Source organism: Geodermatophilus amargosae (genome assembly GCF_041028265.1).
GTDB classification, from domain to species: Bacteria; Actinomycetota; Actinomycetes; order Mycobacteriales; family Geodermatophilaceae; genus Geodermatophilus; species Geodermatophilus amargosae_A.
The window spans coordinates 1-14,895 of the sequence record NZ_JABGCW010000014.1 but is presented as its reverse complement, the minus strand read 5'-3'; the positions used below and the strand labels follow the sequence as shown (position 1 = coordinate 14,895).

Annotated in this window: 10 protein-coding genes; 8 read left to right on the top strand and 2 right to left on the bottom strand. The window is 75.9% G+C overall.

Annotated features, from left to right (window positions below):
- The first annotated feature begins 19 nt into the window (after positions 1 to 19).
- The 4 genes from HLV61_RS17025 to HLV61_RS17010 all read left to right on the top strand — a co-directional run bounded on the left by HLV61_RS17025 (position 20) and on the right by HLV61_RS17010 (position 6,036).
- The gene (locus tag HLV61_RS17025; RefSeq protein ID WP_369257536.1) at positions 20 to 1,954 is read left to right on the top strand and encodes a methylmalonyl-CoA mutase family protein; all 1,935 of its coding nucleotides are present in this window, start codon (positions 20 to 22) and stop codon (positions 1,952 to 1,954) included.
- On the top strand, positions 1,951 to 4,158 hold the full coding sequence (gene scpA, locus HLV61_RS17020; RefSeq protein ID WP_369257534.1) for a methylmalonyl-CoA mutase: 2,208 nt from the start codon (positions 1,951 to 1,953) through the stop codon (positions 4,156 to 4,158). The genes HLV61_RS17025 and scpA overlap by 4 nt, the downstream gene beginning before the upstream one ends.
- A 55-nt stretch (positions 4,159 to 4,213) precedes the next feature.
- Positions 4,214 to 5,209 (top strand): methylmalonyl Co-A mutase-associated GTPase MeaB, encoded by a 996-nt coding sequence (gene meaB / locus HLV61_RS17015; protein WP_369257532.1) that lies wholly within the window; start codon positions 4,214 to 4,216, stop codon positions 5,207 to 5,209.
- Positions 5,210 to 5,709: 500 nt separating this feature from the next.
- Complete coding sequence (locus HLV61_RS17010; RefSeq protein ID WP_369257530.1) at positions 5,710 to 6,036, top strand: hypothetical protein; 327 nt, start codon at positions 5,710 to 5,712, stop codon at positions 6,034 to 6,036.
- A gap of 55 nt (positions 6,037 to 6,091) precedes the next feature.
- Here HLV61_RS17010 and HLV61_RS17005 read toward each other — a convergent pair whose 3' ends face one another.
- Positions 6,092 to 6,550 carry a gamma-glutamylcyclotransferase family protein gene (locus HLV61_RS17005; protein ID WP_369257528.1) on the bottom strand — a complete coding sequence of 153 codons (459 nt, stop codon included), beginning with the start codon at positions 6,548 to 6,550 and terminating at the stop codon, positions 6,092 to 6,094.
- A 111-nt stretch (positions 6,551 to 6,661) separates the two neighbouring features.
- Here HLV61_RS17005 and HLV61_RS17000 point away from each other — a divergent pair, with 111 nt between their 5' ends.
- From HLV61_RS17000 to HLV61_RS16990, 3 genes are all read left to right on the top strand, one after another.
- Entirely contained in the window at positions 6,662 to 8,068 is a 1,407-nt protein-coding gene (locus tag HLV61_RS17000; protein ID WP_369257526.1) for an NAD(P)H-quinone dehydrogenase, read from the top strand.
- Positions 8,069 to 8,173: 105 nt separating this feature from the next.
- Positions 8,174 to 9,892 carry a reprolysin-like metallopeptidase gene (locus HLV61_RS16995; RefSeq protein WP_369257524.1) on the top strand — a complete coding sequence of 573 codons (1,719 nt, stop codon included), beginning with the start codon at positions 8,174 to 8,176 and terminating at the stop codon, positions 9,890 to 9,892.
- A gap of 89 nt (positions 9,893 to 9,981) precedes the next feature.
- The gene (locus tag HLV61_RS16990) at positions 9,982 to 11,877 is read left to right on the top strand and encodes a reprolysin-like metallopeptidase (protein ID WP_369257522.1); all 1,896 of its coding nucleotides are present in this window, start codon (positions 9,982 to 9,984) and stop codon (positions 11,875 to 11,877) included.
- A gap of 42 nt (positions 11,878 to 11,919) precedes the next feature.
- Here HLV61_RS16990 and HLV61_RS16985 read toward each other — a convergent pair whose 3' ends face one another.
- Positions 11,920 to 13,680 (bottom strand): acetyl/propionyl/methylcrotonyl-CoA carboxylase subunit alpha, encoded by a 1,761-nt coding sequence (locus HLV61_RS16985; protein WP_369257520.1) that lies wholly within the window; start codon positions 13,678 to 13,680, stop codon positions 11,920 to 11,922.
- A gap of 256 nt (positions 13,681 to 13,936) precedes the next feature.
- Here HLV61_RS16985 and HLV61_RS16980 point away from each other — a divergent pair.
- A partial coding sequence (locus tag HLV61_RS16980; RefSeq protein WP_369257518.1) for a L,D-transpeptidase family protein occupies positions 13,937 to 14,895 on the top strand: 959 nt, incomplete at its 3' end.

Sequence of the window (14,895 nt, the reverse complement as noted above, 5' to 3'; positions counted from 1 at the left end):
GACTGGGAGGAGTTCACCGATGAGCGCCACCGACACGGGCACCGCCTCGCCAGGCGAGGACGAGGTCCCCGCCGAGCACGCCGTGCCCGACCAGCTGTCGCTGGCCGGCGACTTCGCGCCCGTCGACCGCGACCGGTGGCGCGAACTGGTGGCCGGCGTCCTGCGGAAGGCCGGCCGCGAGGAGCTGCCCGACCCGGTCGAGGACGCCCTGCGCCGCACGGTGGCCACCGGCGTCGACGTCGCGCCGCTGTACACCGCCGACGACGCCGGCGACCTGCCCGCGGCGGTCGGCGTGCCCGGGCTGCCGCCGTTCGTGCGCGGCGCCCACGCGGGTGCCGCTCCCGAGCGCGGCGTGCCGGCCGGCTGGGACGTCCGGCAGCGGCACGCGCACCCCGACGTCGCCACCACGCGCGAGGCGATCGCGGCCGACCTGGAGAACGGCGTCACCTCGCTGTGGCTGGTCCTCGGCGAGGGCGCGGTGCCGGTGGAGTCGCTGCCCGACGTGCTGGCCGACGTCTACCTCGACCTCGCGCCGGTCGCGGTCTCCGGTGGGTTCCCGGCCGCCGAGGCGCTGCTGTCGCTGGCCGGCGACCGCACCGACCTCGCGCCGGGCGGCTCGCTGGGGCTGGACCCGCTGGGCGTGCACGCCGCCTCGGGGGAGGAGCAGGACCTCTCCGGGCTGGCCGGCGTCGCGCGGCGGGCCCCCGCGGGCTGGCGCACCGTCGTCGTCGACGCCACCGTGTACGCCGACGCGGGGGCCAGCGCGGTCGAGGAGCTGGGCTGCTCCCTCGCCGCCGGGGTGGCCTACCTGCGCGCGCTCACCGACGGCGGGCTGTCGGTCGACGAGGCGTTCGCCGCGATGGAGTTCCGCTACTCGGCCAGCGCCGACCAGTTCACGACGATCGCCGCGCTGCGCGCGGCGCGCCGGCTGTGGGACCGGGTCGGCGCGGTCAGCGGCGCCTCGCCCGACGCCCGTGCCCCACGCCAGCACGCGGTGACGTCGTCGGTGATGACGACGAAGCGCGACCCGTGGGTCAACATGCTGCGGACCACCGTGGCCTGCTTCGCCGCGGGCGTGGGCGGCGCCGACGTCGTCACGGTGCAGCCCTTCGACGCCGCGCTCGGCCTGCCCGACGCGTTCTCCCGCCGGATCGCGCGCAACACGCAGAGCCTGCTGGTCGAGGAGGGGCACCTCGCCCGCGTCCTCGACCCGGCCGGCGGCTCCTGGTACGTCGAGTCGCTGACCGAGGACCTCGCGCAGGCCGCCTGGGCTCGGTTCACCGAGATCGAGCGCGGCGGCGGGCTGGCCGCGGCGCTGTCGTCGGGGCTGGTCCGCGACCGGCTGGCCGCCGCCTGGGACGCCCGCGCGCGGCGGCTGGCCACGCGCGCCGACGCGATCACCGGCGTCAGCGAGTTCCCCCACCTGGCCGAGAAGCTGCCCGCGCGGCAGCCGGCCGCCGACCTGCACCCCGTCGGCGGGCTGCCGCGCGTGCGGGCCGCGCAGGAGTACGAGGTGCTGCGCGACCACGCCGACGCCGCCATGGCATCGAACGGCGGAGAGCGGCCGCAGGTGTACCTGGCGACGATCGGCTCCGCCGCGCGGCACACCGCGCGGGCCTCCTTCGCCGGCAACCTGTTCCAGGCCGGCGGCGTGGCCACCCCGGCCGGCGACGGCGCCACCGGGTTCGCCGCCGCCGGGTCGACGGTCGCCTGCATCTGCGGCACCGACGGCGACTACGCGGAGTCGGCGGCCGCGCTGGCCGCGGAGCTGCGGGCGGCGGGTGCCGAACACGTGTGGCTGGCCGGGAAGCCGGCACTGGGTGTGGACGGCGTCGACGGGTACGTGTACGCCGGATGCGACGCGCTCGACGTGCTCCGCACGGTGCACGACCAACTCGCCGTCCCGGACGGCCTCCATCGCGCTGACGGCTCACAGCAGGAGGAGCGGGCATGAGCGGGATCCCCGACTTCGGCGGCGTCGAGCTGGGCCGCCCGGCCGCACGGACGACGGCCGACGACTGGGCCGAGGCGTTCAAGGAGACGACGGGGCGCGGCGTCGAGGAGGCGACCTGGGAGACCCCCGAGGGCATCGCCGTCCCGCCGCTGGCCACCCCGGCCGACCTCGCCGGGCTGGACTTCCTGCGGACCTATCCCGGCCTGCCGCCCTACCTGCGCGGCCCCTACCCGACGATGTACACGACCCAGCCCTGGACGGTCCGCCAGTACGCGGGCTTCTCCACCGCGGCGGAGTCCAACGCCTTCTACCGGCGCAACCTCGCCGCCGGGCAGAAGGGGCTGTCGGTCGCCTTCGACCTGCCCACCCACCGCGGCTACGACTCCGACCACCCGCGCGTCGTCGGCGACGTCGGCATGGCCGGGGTGGCGATCGACTCGATCCTGGACATGCGGCAGCTCTTCGACGGCATCCCGCTGGACCGGATGAGCGTCTCGATGACCATGAACGGCGCGGTGCTGCCCGTGCTGGCGCTCTACGTCCTGGCGGCCGAGGAGCAGGGGGTGACGCCGGACCGGCTCACGGGGACCATCCAGAACGACATCCTCAAGGAGTTCATGGTCCGCAACACCTACATCTACCCGCCGAAGCCGTCGATGCAGATCATCAGCGACATCTTCGCCTTCACCTCGGCGGAGATGCCCCGCTACAACTCGATCTCCATCTCCGGCTACCACATCCAGGAGGCCGGGGCGACGGCCGACCTGGAGCTGGCCTACACGCTGGCCGACGGCGTCGAGTACCTGAACGCCGGCAAGGACGCCGGGATGGACGTCGACGCGTTCGCGCCGCGGCTGTCGTTCTTCTGGGCCATCGGCATGAACTTCTTCATGGAGGTCGCCAAGCTCCGTGCCGGGCGGCTGCTGTGGGCACGCCTGGTGAAGGAGGCGGGTGCGCAGGAGGACAAGTCGCTCTCGCTGCGCACCCACTCGCAGACCTCTGGCTGGTCGCTGACCGCGCAGGACGTCTACAACAACGTCGTCCGCACCTGCCTGGAGGCGATGGCCGCCACCCAGGGGCACACCCAGTCGCTGCACACCAACGCCCTCGACGAGGCGCTGGCACTGCCCACCGACTTCTCCGCGCGGATCGCCCGCAACACCCAGCTGCTGCTGCAGCAGGAGTCCGGGACGACGCGGGTGATCGACCCGTGGGGCGGCTCGGCGTACGTGGAGAAGCTGACCTACGACCTGGCCCGCCGTGCCTGGGCGCACATCCAGGAGGTCGCCGAGCACGGCGGGATGGCGCAGGCCATCGACGACGGCATCCCGAAGCTGCGCATCGAGGAGGCCGCCGCCCGCACCCAGGCGCGCATCGACTCCGGCCGCCAGCCGGTGATCGGCGTCAACAAGTACAGGGTGGAGGCCGACGAGGCGATCGAGGTGCTGCGCGTCGACAACGCCGACGTCCTCGCCCAGCAGAAGGCGCGCCTGGCGCAGCTGCGCGCGTCCCGGGACGCCGGGGCGGTGACCGAGGCGCTGCGCCGGCTCACCGACGCCGCCCGCGCGGCGGCCGAGGGACGGCGGGACCGCTCGCTGGACTCCAACCTGCTCAAGCTGGCCGTCGACGCCGCGCGGGCCGAGGCGACGGTCGGCGAGATCTCCGACGCGCTCGAGGAGGTCTACGGGCGGCACGCCGGCCAGGTGCGCACCATCTCCGGTGTGTACCGCGACGAGGCCGGCCGCTCCGGGCCGGTGGAGGAGACCCGCCGCCTCACCGAGGCGTTCGCGGAGGCCGAGGGAAGGCGTCCCCGGATCCTGGTCGCCAAGATGGGCCAGGACGGCCACGACCGCGGGCAGAAGGTCATCGCCACCGCGTTCGCCGACCTCGGCTTCGACGTCGACGTCGGCCCGCTGTTCCAGACGCCGGAGGAGGTGGCGCGGCAGGCGGTCGAGGCCGACGTGCACGTCGTCGGCGTCTCGTCGCTGGCCGCCGGCCACCTCACGCTGGTGCCCGCGCTGCGCGACGCGCTCGCCGAGCTCGGTGCCGACGACGTCCTGGTCGTGGTGGGCGGCGTGATCCCGCCCGACGACGTCCCGACGCTCAAGGAGATGGGCGCGGCCGCGGTGTTCCCGCCGGGCACGGTCATCGCCGAGGCGGCGCAGGAGCTGCTGCGGACGCTGTCGCAGCGCCTCGGCCACTGATGCCCCTGCTCACGACGGCAGGGATGGCCGTTCCTGCCGCCTCCGGAGCCGTCTGATGGCGGCTCCGGACGTCCCCGCGCTGGTGGAGGGGGTGCTCGGCGGGGACCGCCGGTCGCTGGCCCGGGCGATCACGCTGGTCGAGTCCCGCCGGGGCGACCACCGCGAGCGGGCGCAGGAGCTGCTGGTCGAGCTGCTGCCGCACGCAGGGGCGGCGCGGCGCGTGGGCATCAGCGGCGTGCCGGGCGTGGGCAAGTCGACGTTCATCGACCAGCTCGGCGTGGACCTCACGGCGGCCGGCCACCGGGTCGCGGTGCTCGCCGTCGACCCGTCCTCGGCGCGCTCGGGCGGGTCGATCCTCGGCGACAAGACCCGCATGGCGCGGCTGGCGGTGGACCCCGCCGCGTTCATCCGGCCCTCGCCGACGTCGGGCACGCTCGGCGGGGTCGCGCAGGCGACGCGCGAGTCGATGGTCGTGGTCGAGGCGGCCGGCCACGACGTCGTGCTGGTGGAGACCGTCGGCGTGGGGCAGTCCGAGGTCACCGTCGCGGAGATGGTCGACTCGTTCCTGTTCCTCACGCTGGCCCGCACCGGCGACCAGCTGCAGGGCATCAAGCGCGGCATCCTCGAGATCGCCGACGTCATCGCCGTCAACAAGGCCGACGGGCCCGCCGCCGGCGACGCGCGCAAGGCCGCCCGCGAGCTGGCCGGGGCGATCCGGATGCTGCGCGGGCACTCCGAGTGGGACGTGCCGGTGCTGACCTGTGCCGGGCTGACCGGCGAGGGGCTGGCCGAGGTGTGGGCGAAGCTGGTCGAGCACCAGGACCGGGCGCGCGCCTCCGGTGCGTTCGACGAGCGCCGCCGCACGCAGCAGGTGCGCTGGACCTGGCAGCTGGTGCGCGACGGGCTCGAGCACCGGCTGCGGGCGCACCCGGCGGTCCGGTCGTCGGCTCCGGAGCTGGAGAAGGCGGTGCTGGCCGGGGAGCTGACCCCCGCGCTGGCGGCGCGCCGGCTGCTGGAGGCCTTCCTCGGGGACGCCGCGGCGGCTGACTGACCTCGCCCGGTGCGTCTGCCCCCCTCGCCCGCCCGCCCGCCCTCCGTCCGCTGCTCGCCGCGACCGCCGGTGCCCTGCTGCTCGCCGGCTGCGGGTCCTCCGGGGAGGCGGCGTCGTCCACCGGGGCGTCGTCCGCGGGCTCGTCGCCGGCCGGGGACGAGCCCGCGGTGGAGGGCGCCACCTGCGGGCAGCTGCGGGCGGCCGGCGCGACCGGTGCCGGCTTCGGGCCGGTGCAGGCGGCATCTTCCGAGGAGGACCTGGTCACCGCCTCGGGGAGAGGCTGACGCCGCTGCAGCAGTCCGACCCCGCGGCCGACGTCGCCGCCGAGTGGTCGACCGCGCGGACGTACCTCGAGGAGCACCTCGCCGCGGCGCAGGCCGCGCCGGCCGGCGGCACCGTCACCGACGCGGCGCCGTTCGACCCGGGCCCGGAGGTGTCCGACGCGCAGGACCCGGCTCACCGGCCTGGTGCCGCTCGCCGATCCCGGAACGGAGTCCCCCATGGAGTCACGCATGCGCTGGCGGTTCCTCGTCGCCGGGCTCCCGGTCCCGCGCGTCCAGGTGGAGCTCCGCGACGGCGGACGCCGGCACCGCCTGGACCTCGGCTGGGAGGACCAGCGCGTCGGCGCGGAGTTCGACGGTCTCGAGGCGCACACGACGCGGTCCCAGCCGGCGGCCGACCGCGACCGGCACGACTGGGTCACCGAGCGCGGGTGGTGCCTGCTGCACTTCACGGCGGTCGACGTCTTCCGGCAGCACGAGCGCATGGTGGCGACGGTGCAGCGCCACCTCGGCAACGTCCCTCGCCGCGTGATCACGGCGCCGTGACCACCTCAGGGGCCCCGCGGGAGTCACCGCGCCATGATCGCGGGCAAGAGGGGCGTCAGAAGGCGGAGCGGCAGTCGCGGGCGCGCAGCTCGGCGAGGTAGTCGTCGGGGGCGCCGGCGGCCTCGGCGGCGTCGGCGATCGCGCCCAGGTGCCGGGCCGACGGCAGCCCGCCCTCGAAGGCGTCCAGCGCGTAGACGTAGGCGACGACGTCGCCGCCGAGGGTGTGCACCCGCAGGTTGAGCTTGCGGTACAGGTCGCGGTCGGCGCCCTCCCACGCGTCGAGCTCCCGCTCGTCGGCGGGCGTGAGGTCGTAGAGCGCGGCGAAGACGCCGGGCGCCTCGCGGTCCTCGGCCGGCACGAGGGTGGCCAGCGCGCCCTCCCAGCCGTACTCCTCGCCACCGAAGGCGAGCCGCCAGCCGCGGATCCAGCCGGTGCCCACGTGCGGCGACGCCGGGCAGCGGCGCAGCATCTGGGCAGGGTCCATGTTGGACCCGTAGGCGGCGTAGAGGACCATCGCCGCCCGAGCCTACGGGCGGTGTGGCCGGTGCGACCCGTGAGCCTGCCGACACAGCGCCCCCGGCCTGGGAGGATGGGTCTGCATCCGCACCACGACGCAGGAGACCCCATGACCCGCATCGTCATCATCGGCGGCGGCCCGGCCGGCTACGAGGCCGCGCTGGTGGCCTCCTCGCTCGGCGCGCAGGTCACCGTCGTCGAACGCGACGGCCTCGGCGGGGCCAGCGTCCTGACCGACTGCGTGCCCTCGAAGACCCTCATCGCCGCCGCCGGCACGATGACGTCGGTCCGCGACTCCAGCGTCCTGGGCCTGCGCGGCACGGACCTCGCCACGGTCGGCCTGGACCTCGCCACGGTGAACGCCCGGGTCAAGGGCCTGGCCGTGGCGCAGTCGGCCGACATCCACGCCCGCCTGGAGGCCGAGGGCGTGCGCCTCGTCTCCGGGCAGGGCCGGCTCGCCGACGACGTCCGCGGGCTGGTGCAGCACCGCGTCGAGGTCCTCGACCGCGACGGCGGGGTGCAGGAGACGCTGGAGTGCGACGTCGTCCTCGTCGCCACCGGCGCCGACCCCCGCGTCCTGCCGGGCAGCGAGCCCGACGGCGAGCGCATCCTCGACTGGCGCCAGCTCTACGACCTCGACGAGCTGCCCGAGCACCTCGTCGTCGTCGGGTCGGGCGTGACCGGTGCGGAATTCGCTTCCGGCTACCTGGAGGCCGGCGTGCCGGTGACGCTGGTGTCCTCCCGCGACCAGGTGCTGCCCGGCGAGGACGCCGACGCCGCCGAGGTCCTCGAGGAGGTCTTCCAGGCCCGCGGCGGGCGGATCGCCGAGCGCAGCCGGGCCGCCGGCGTCACGCGCACCGAGAAGGGCGTGCTGGTCGAGCTCACCGACGGGCGCACCGTCGAGGGCTCGCACGCGCTCATGACGGTGGGCACCGTGCCGAACACCGACGGCCTCAACCTGGAGGCGTGCGGCGTGGAGCTGAGCGAGTCCGGCCACGTCGTCGTCGACCGGGTCTCGCGCACCAACGTGCCGGGCGTCTATGCCGCCGGCGACGTGACCGGCGTCTTCCAGCTCGCCAGCGTCGCGGCCATGCAGGGCCGCATCGCCATGTGGCACGCGCTCGGCGAGGCCGTGCAGCCGATCCGGCTCAAGACCGTCTCGGCCAACGTCTTCACGCACCCGGAGATCGCGACGGTCGGCGTCCAGGAGAAGACGCTGCCCGAGGGCCACGACCTCGACGTCGTCCGGCTGCCGCTGGCCACCAACGCGCGGGCCAAGATGAGCGACCTGCACGCCGGCTTCGTGAAGCTGTTCGCCCGCCGGGCCACCGGCGTCGTCGTCGGGGGAGTGGTGGTGGCGCCCGGCGCGAGCGAGCTGATCCTGCCGATCGCGCTGGCGGTCACCAAGGGCCTGACCGTGAGCGACCTCGCGCAGACCTTCGCCATCTACCCGTCGATGTCGGGCTCGATCACCGAGGCCGGCCGGAGGCTGATGAGGGCAGACGCGCTCGCCTGACGGGTGTGACGCCCGGGGCGGGCGGGACGGGGCCCCTGTGACGGCTGGAACGGGAGGGTTCCCGGGTGGTGCACCTGGGATCCCGGACCGCCGATGCCGGGAGGGATGCACACCTGCCGAGTCCCGTCGCGGTCCCTCTCGCGGGCACTGGCCCTCGCCGGTGCCGTCGCCGCGCTGTGCGCCGGCCCGGTGGGCGTGGCGCACGCCGAGGACGCCGCCACGACGGTGGTCGGGGAGCTGGTGCAGGCCTGGCCGGAGACCTCGCTCGAGGGCCAGCACGCGGGGGAGTCGCACGAGGAGCCGCTGACCTTCGTCGAGGGCGCCGACGGCACCTCGGTGCGCGTCCCGGCGTCGGCCGTCGCGGGCATCGACGTCGGCAGCACCGTCGAGGTGACCCTCGGGAGCACCGCCGGCGACAGCACCGACGGCGACAGCACCGACGACGACGCCGCCGCGGACGGCTACGTGCCGGCCGTCGAGGTGCTCGACACGCAGGTCGTCCGGGCCGCCCGGCCGGCGGCCACCGTGCCCGCCGGCTCGGTCACCAACCAGGTCACCGTCGCGATGGTGGCGCCGCTGGGCGGGGTCCCGGACGGGACCGGGCTGGCCGACGTCGTCGACACGGTGAACGACGACGTCGCGGCGTTCTGGTCCGAGCAGACCGGCGGCGCGGTGACCGTCGGCGTGACCGCCGCCCACGACTGGCTGACCACCGCCGCCGGCTGCGCCGACCCCACCGCCCTGTGGGACGAGGTCGCCACGCGGGTGGGCTTCGAGCCCGGCCCCGGCCGCCACCTGCTGCTCTACGTCAGCAGCCAGCCGCGGGACCTGCCCGGCTGCTCCTACGCCCTCGGCCAGGTCGGCACCGGGACCGCGTCGGGCGGGCGGCTCTACGTCCGCGACGACCTGGCCTCCCTCATCGCCCACGAGCTCGGCCACAACTTCGGCCTGGGTCACTCCAGCGGCCTGCAGTGCGACGGCACGGTCGAGGGATCCGTCGGGGACGGCGCCTGCCGCACCGCCGCCTACCGCGACTTCTACGACGTCATGGGCGTCTCCTGGGACCGCATGGGCACGCTCACCGCGGCGCAGGCGCAGCGGCTCGGCGTGCTGCCCGCCGCGGCCACGCAGACCGCCGGCGCCGGGACGACGACGGCCACGCTCGCGCCCGTCGGCGCCGGGGGCGGCGCCCGCGCGCTGCGGATGACCGACGCGGCCGGCACCGACTACTGGCTCGAGTACCGCACCGCCGTCGGCCGGGACGCCTGGCTGGCCTCGGACAACCGCTACCGGCTCGACAGCGGCGTGCTGCTGCACCGCGCCGGCGACCTGCCCGACACCTCGCTGCTGCTCGACGGCAGCCCGTCGGCGCCCGGCCGCTGGGAGGCCGACCTGCAGACCGCCCTGCGGCCGGGCGTGCCGGTGACCGTGGCCGGCGGCGAGCTCACCGTCACCGTCGGCGCCGTCACGCCGGCCGGCGCCACGGTCACCGTCGTCCGCACGCCCCGGACCGCCGCCGTCCCCGCCCCGGCCCCGGCCGCCCCCGCGCCCGCGGTCCTCCCGGGCACCGGCGGCACCGCGACCTCCCCGGCGCCCGCCGCCGCCCCGGCCGCGCCGTCGGTCCCCGCCGAGGCGGCTCCGGTCGCTCCCGTCCCCGCGGCCGGGCAGCCCGCACCGGTCGCCGCCGCGCCGGCCGAGGCCGCCGCTCCGCAGCCGGCCGGCAGCGGCTGGACCACCCCGGCGCTGGCCGCCGGCGGCGTGGTCGGCCTGGGCGGGACCGTGCTGGCCGGCAGGCGGGTCCTCCCGCTCCTGCGCCGCGGCTGACTCCCTCGCAGGGAGGGTCCAGTCCGCACCCGGACGCGCCGATGAGGGAGCAGTGCCGCTCGTCTGCGGCCCCTGACCAGGAGAAGTCCGTGCACCTCGCCTCCCGCCCGCGGTCCCTCGCCGTCGTGGTCCTCACCGCCGTCCTCGTCCCCCTGCTGGGGAGCGGGCCGGCCCTGACCCCGGCGATGGCCGACGACGAGCCCGCCGCCGGCGACACCGTCGTCGGCGAGCTCGTCCAGGCCTGGGCCGAGCACGCCGACGCCGACGAGGCGGCCGCGCACGCCGACGACGCGCTGCTCAGCTGGGTCAGCACCGAGGACGGCACCAGCGTCCGGGTGGACAGCGAGGGGGTCGCCGACGTCCCGGTCGGTGCCACCGTCGAGGTCACCCTCGGGGCCGAGGTGCCCGACGAGCCCGGGGCGGCGGGGAGCGACGAGCCGGCCCGCGAGGTCCTCGAGGCCGACGTCGTCGCGCCCGCGGAGACCGTCCCCCCGGCGCCGGCCTCGGCGCCGTACACGAACGAGGTCACCGCGGTGCTGGTCGCACCCAGCGGCACGTCCCCGGACGCCACGACCGTGCAGCAGCTGGTCGACCAGGTGAACGGGCCGGTCGCCGACTTCTGGGAGGCCCAGAGCGACGGCGCGGTGCGCATCCACGCCACCGCCGCCCAGGAGGGGTGGCTCACCAGCGACGTGCCGTGCACCTCGACGTCGTCCCTCTGGAACGACGTCGACCGGCAGCTGACGTCGTGGACCCCCGGGCCCGGCAGGCACCTGCTCCTCTACGTCCCCGGCTACCCGGCCGGCATGCCGGACTGCGCGTACGGCCTGGCGACGATCGGCGGCTCGCGGGGTGCCGGCGGCTCCCTCTACGTCCGCGCCGTCGACACCGGGGTGCTCGCGCACGAGTTCGGCCACAACTTCGGCCTGGGCCACTCCTCGGCGGTGCAGTGCGACGCCTCGCCCGAGACCGAGCCGTGCGAGACCGACGCCTACGCCGACCTCTACGACGTCATGGGCTACTCCTGGGGCCAGGTCGGCTCGCTCAACGCGCCGCAGGCCGACCGGCTGGGCCTGCTGCCCGCCTCCGCGCAGGTGCCGGTGAGCGCCTCGACCCCCGGCGGCACGTGGACGCTCGCTCCGCTGGGCGGGCGCACCGGTACCCGGGTGCTCGCGCTGACCGCCGCCGACGGCACCCGGTACTGGGTCGAGCACCGCACCGCGGTCGGCCAGGACGGCTGGCTGGGCGACCCGCGGCGCAACCGCGGCCTGCAGACCGGGGTGCTGGTGCACCGGGCGGGCCCGGGCACGCGCAGCGACACGTCGCTGCTGCTCGACGGCACGCCGTCGCCCCGGGCGCAGTGGGACGCCGACGTCCAGACGGTGCTGCCGGCAGGCGGCCAGGTCACGCTGGGCGGGTCGCTGACCGTCCGCGTGGTCGCCGCGTCGGGCACCGGTGCGACCGTCTCGGTGACGACGCCGGCCGACGGTCCTCCCGCCGACAGCCCGATCACCGTCCTCTGGCGCTCGCTCGGGGGGAGCGGCGGCCCGCTCGGCGCGGCCGCGGCGGCCGAGGTGTGCGGGCTGCGCGACGGCGGGTGCCTGCAGTCCTTCCAGGGCGGCACGGTGTACTGGTCGCCGGGTTCGGGTGCGCACGCGGTGACCGGCGCGGTGGCCGGTGCCTTCGCCGGGCAGCGCTGGGAGCAGGGTCCGCTGGGCTACCCGGCAGGGACCCAGCTGTGCGGGCTGCGCGACGGCGGGTGCCTGCAGTCCTTCCAGGGCGGCACGGTGTACTGGTCGCCGGGTTCGGGTGCGCACGCGGTGACCGGCGCGGTGGCCGGTGCCTTCGCCGCGCAGCGCTGGGAGCAGGGCCTGCTGGGTTATCCCGTCACCGGCGCCTCGGCCGGTCCGGCGGGCACGGTCCAGCGCTTCCAGGGCGGCACGCTGACGGTCGATCCACGCTCCGGACGGGTCGTCCTGTCCTGACGGTGGGGCCGGGGGGCGGCGTTCCCGCACCCCGGCCCGCCGTCACCCGGCGTCGACGATGGTGCAGAGCACCGCGCCGCTGGTGACGGTGGCGCCGACCTCGGCCGACAGGCCGGTCACGGTGCCCGCCTTGTGCGCGGTGATCGGCTGCTCCATCTTCATCGCCTCGAGGACGACGACGAGGTCACCGGCCCCGACCGGGTCGCCGTCGGCGACGGCGACCTTGACGATCGTGCCCTGCATCGGCGAGGCGAGGGAGTCGCCTGACGCCCCGGAGCCGCCGTGCCCGGACCCCCGCTTGCGCGGCTTGGCCCCACCGGCCGCCGGCGCGCCGCCGCCGGCGGCGGCCAGGCCCGCGGGCAGCGAGACCTCCAGCCGCCGGCCGCCGACCTCGACGACGAGGGTCTGGCGCGGCGTCTCCTCGTCGGCGTCGGCCGGCGCGGCGGAGTACGGCTGGACCCGGTTGTCCCACTCGGTCTCGATCCAGCGCGTGTGCACGGTGAACGGCTCGCTGGTGAAGGCCTCGTCGCGGACGACGGCACGGTGGAACGGGATCACCGTGGGCATGCCCTCGACGACGAGCTCGTCCAGCGCGCGGCGGGCGCGCTGCAGGGCCTCCTCGCGGCTGGCGCCGGTGACGATGAGCTTGGCCAGCATGGAGTCGAAGGCGCCGGCCACCTCGCCGCCGGTCTCCACGCCGGAGTCCCAGCGCACGCCGGGGCCCTGCGGGATCTCCAGGCGCTGCACCGGGCCGGGTGCCGGCATGAAGTTGCGGCCGGCGTCCTCGGCGTTGATCCGGAACTCGATGCTGTGCCCGCGGGGGGCCGGGTCCTCGGTGGTCTCCAGCGGGAGGCCCTCGGCGATGCGGAACTGCTGGCGCACCAGGTCGAGGCCCGAGGTCTCCTCCGAGACCGGGTGCTCCACCTGAAGGCGGGTGTTGACCTCGAGGAAGGAGATCGAGCCGTCGGTGCCCACGAGGTACTCGACGGTGCCGGCGCCGTGGTAGCCGGCCTCCTTGCAGATGGCCTTGGCCGACTCGTGGATGCGCGCCCGCTGCTCGTCGGTGAGGAACGGCGCCGGGGCCTCCTCGACCAGCTTCTGGTTGCGCCGCTGCAGCGAGCAGTCGCGGGTGCCGACGACGATCACGTTGCCGTGCGTGTCGGCCAGGACCTGCGCCTCGACGTGCCGCGGCTTGTCGAGGAACCGCTCCACGAAGCACTCGCCGCGCCCGAACGCGGCCACGGCCTCGCGCACGGCGGACTCGAACAGCTCCGGGATCTCCTCCTCGGTGCGGGCGACCTTCAGCCCGCGCCCGCCACCGCCGAAGGCGGCCTTGATGGCCACCGGCAGGCCGTGCTCGCGGGCGAAGGCGAGCACCTCGTCGGCGCCGCCGACCGGGTCCTTCGTGCCGGGGACCAGCGGCGCGCCGGCCTTGGTGGCGATGTGCCGGGCGGCGACCTTGTCACCGAGGTCGACGATCGCCTGGGGGGAGGGGCCGATCCAGGTCAGCCCGGCGTCGAGGACGGCCTGGGCGAAGCCGGCGTTCTCCGACAGGAAGCCGTAGCCGGGGTGCACGGCGTCGGCGCCGGACCGCTTCGCGGCGTCGAGGATCTTGTCGATGACCAGGTAGGAGTCGCCGGGCGTGGTGCCGCCGAGGGCGAAGGCCTCGTCGGCGGTGCGCACGTGCAGCGCGTCGCGGTCGGGCTCGGCGTAGACGGCGACGCTGGTCAGGCCGGCGTCCCTGCACGCGCGGGCGACCCGGACCGCGATCTCCCCGCGGTTGGCGATGAGGACCTTCTGCACCGACGACTCCCTCGTTCGTGGACCGGTCGGACTGTAACGAGCCGCCGGATGGCCGGTCCCGCCGGTCCGCCGCTGCGCCGGGCGGGACCAGCGAGCCCGGTGGGGAGCGTGGGGGACGCCGGGGCCGGGGCTCCCGGCGCCGGCGTGGACCCGGTGCTAGAGAGGTCGTGTGACTGATCGGTATCGCAGGACCACGGGGCGTCATCGTCGGCCGGCCAGTCGCCCTGCCGCGGTCGCCCGCCTCGCCGTCATCGCCGTGGCGCTGGCCGGGCTCGCGCTCGTCCCGGTGTCCCGGCCGACGCCCGCGCACGCCACGCCCCCGCCCGCGGGCACGCAGCAGCTGGTCACCGTGGAGACGTCCTCACCGGGCGCGACCACCGGCGTGCTGCGGGCCTGGGAGCGGGGCGCGGGCGGCTGGCGGCTGGTGCTGGGCCCGATCCCGGCGTGGGTCGGCAGCAACGGCGTCGGCGCGGCCCGGGAGGGGCGCGCGACGACGCCGGCGGGGACCTTCCCGCTCACCGAGGCCTTCGGGCGACAGGCCGACCCGGGGACGGACATGCCGTACTTCCAGTCCGACACCTCGGACTGGTGGGACGGGAACTCGGCCTCGCCGACCTACAACTCGCACGTGCGCCGGGCCACGAGCCCCGGGGGAGCCAGCGAGAACCTGTACCGCGCCGGGGCCGTGTACGACTACGCGGTCAACATCGGCTACAACCTGGACCGCGTCCCGGACGCCGGGTCGGCGATCTTCCTCCACGTGGCCAACGGTGCCCCGACGGCCGGCTGCGTCGCGATCGAGCGCGGGGCCCTGCAGACCCTCCTGCGCTGGCTGCGGCCCGACGCCCGGCCGCACGTGATGATCAACGTGGCGCCGGTGCGGATGGCCATCGCCGATGCCTGGTACCGGGACGGCGGTCAGGCCTCCGCCCTCGGCCTCCCCGCGGGACCGGAGCGTCCCGTGGGCGACGGCGTCGGGGCATTCCAGGAGTTCGAGCGCGGCGCCGTCTACTGGTCGCCGTCCACCGGCGCGCACTCGGTGGTGGCGGGGATCTTCCAGAGCTGGAACGCGCAGGGCCGTCAGCGCGGCGCCCTGGGCTATCCGGTCAGCGACGAGGCGGGCACCGCGAGCGGGGGTTCGCACAACTGGTTCCAGCGGGGGGCGGTCTACTGGTCCCCGCGCACCGGGGCGCACTGGATGGTGGCGGGCATCCT

Bases quoted from the DNA above. Each gene is read 5' to 3' on its own strand.
- HLV61_RS17025 (WP_369257536.1), top strand. From the start codon at position 20: ATGAGCGCCACCGACACGGGCACCGCCTCGCCAGGCGAGGACGAGGTC.
- scpA (WP_369257534.1), top strand. From the start codon at position 1,951: ATGAGCGGGATCCCCGACTTCGGCGGCGTCGAGCTGGGCCGCCCGGCC.
- meaB (WP_369257532.1), top strand. From the start codon at position 4,214: ATGGCGGCTCCGGACGTCCCCGCGCTGGTGGAGGGGGTGCTCGGCGGG.
- HLV61_RS17010 (WP_369257530.1), top strand. From the start codon at position 5,710: ATGGAGTCACGCATGCGCTGGCGGTTCCTCGTCGCCGGGCTCCCGGTC.
- HLV61_RS17005 (WP_369257528.1), bottom strand. From the start codon at position 6,550: ATGGTCCTCTACGCCGCCTACGGGTCCAACATGGACCCTGCCCAGATG.
- HLV61_RS17000 (WP_369257526.1), top strand. From the start codon at position 6,662: ATGACCCGCATCGTCATCATCGGCGGCGGCCCGGCCGGCTACGAGGCC.
- HLV61_RS16995 (WP_369257524.1), top strand. From the start codon at position 8,174: ATGCACACCTGCCGAGTCCCGTCGCGGTCCCTCTCGCGGGCACTGGCC.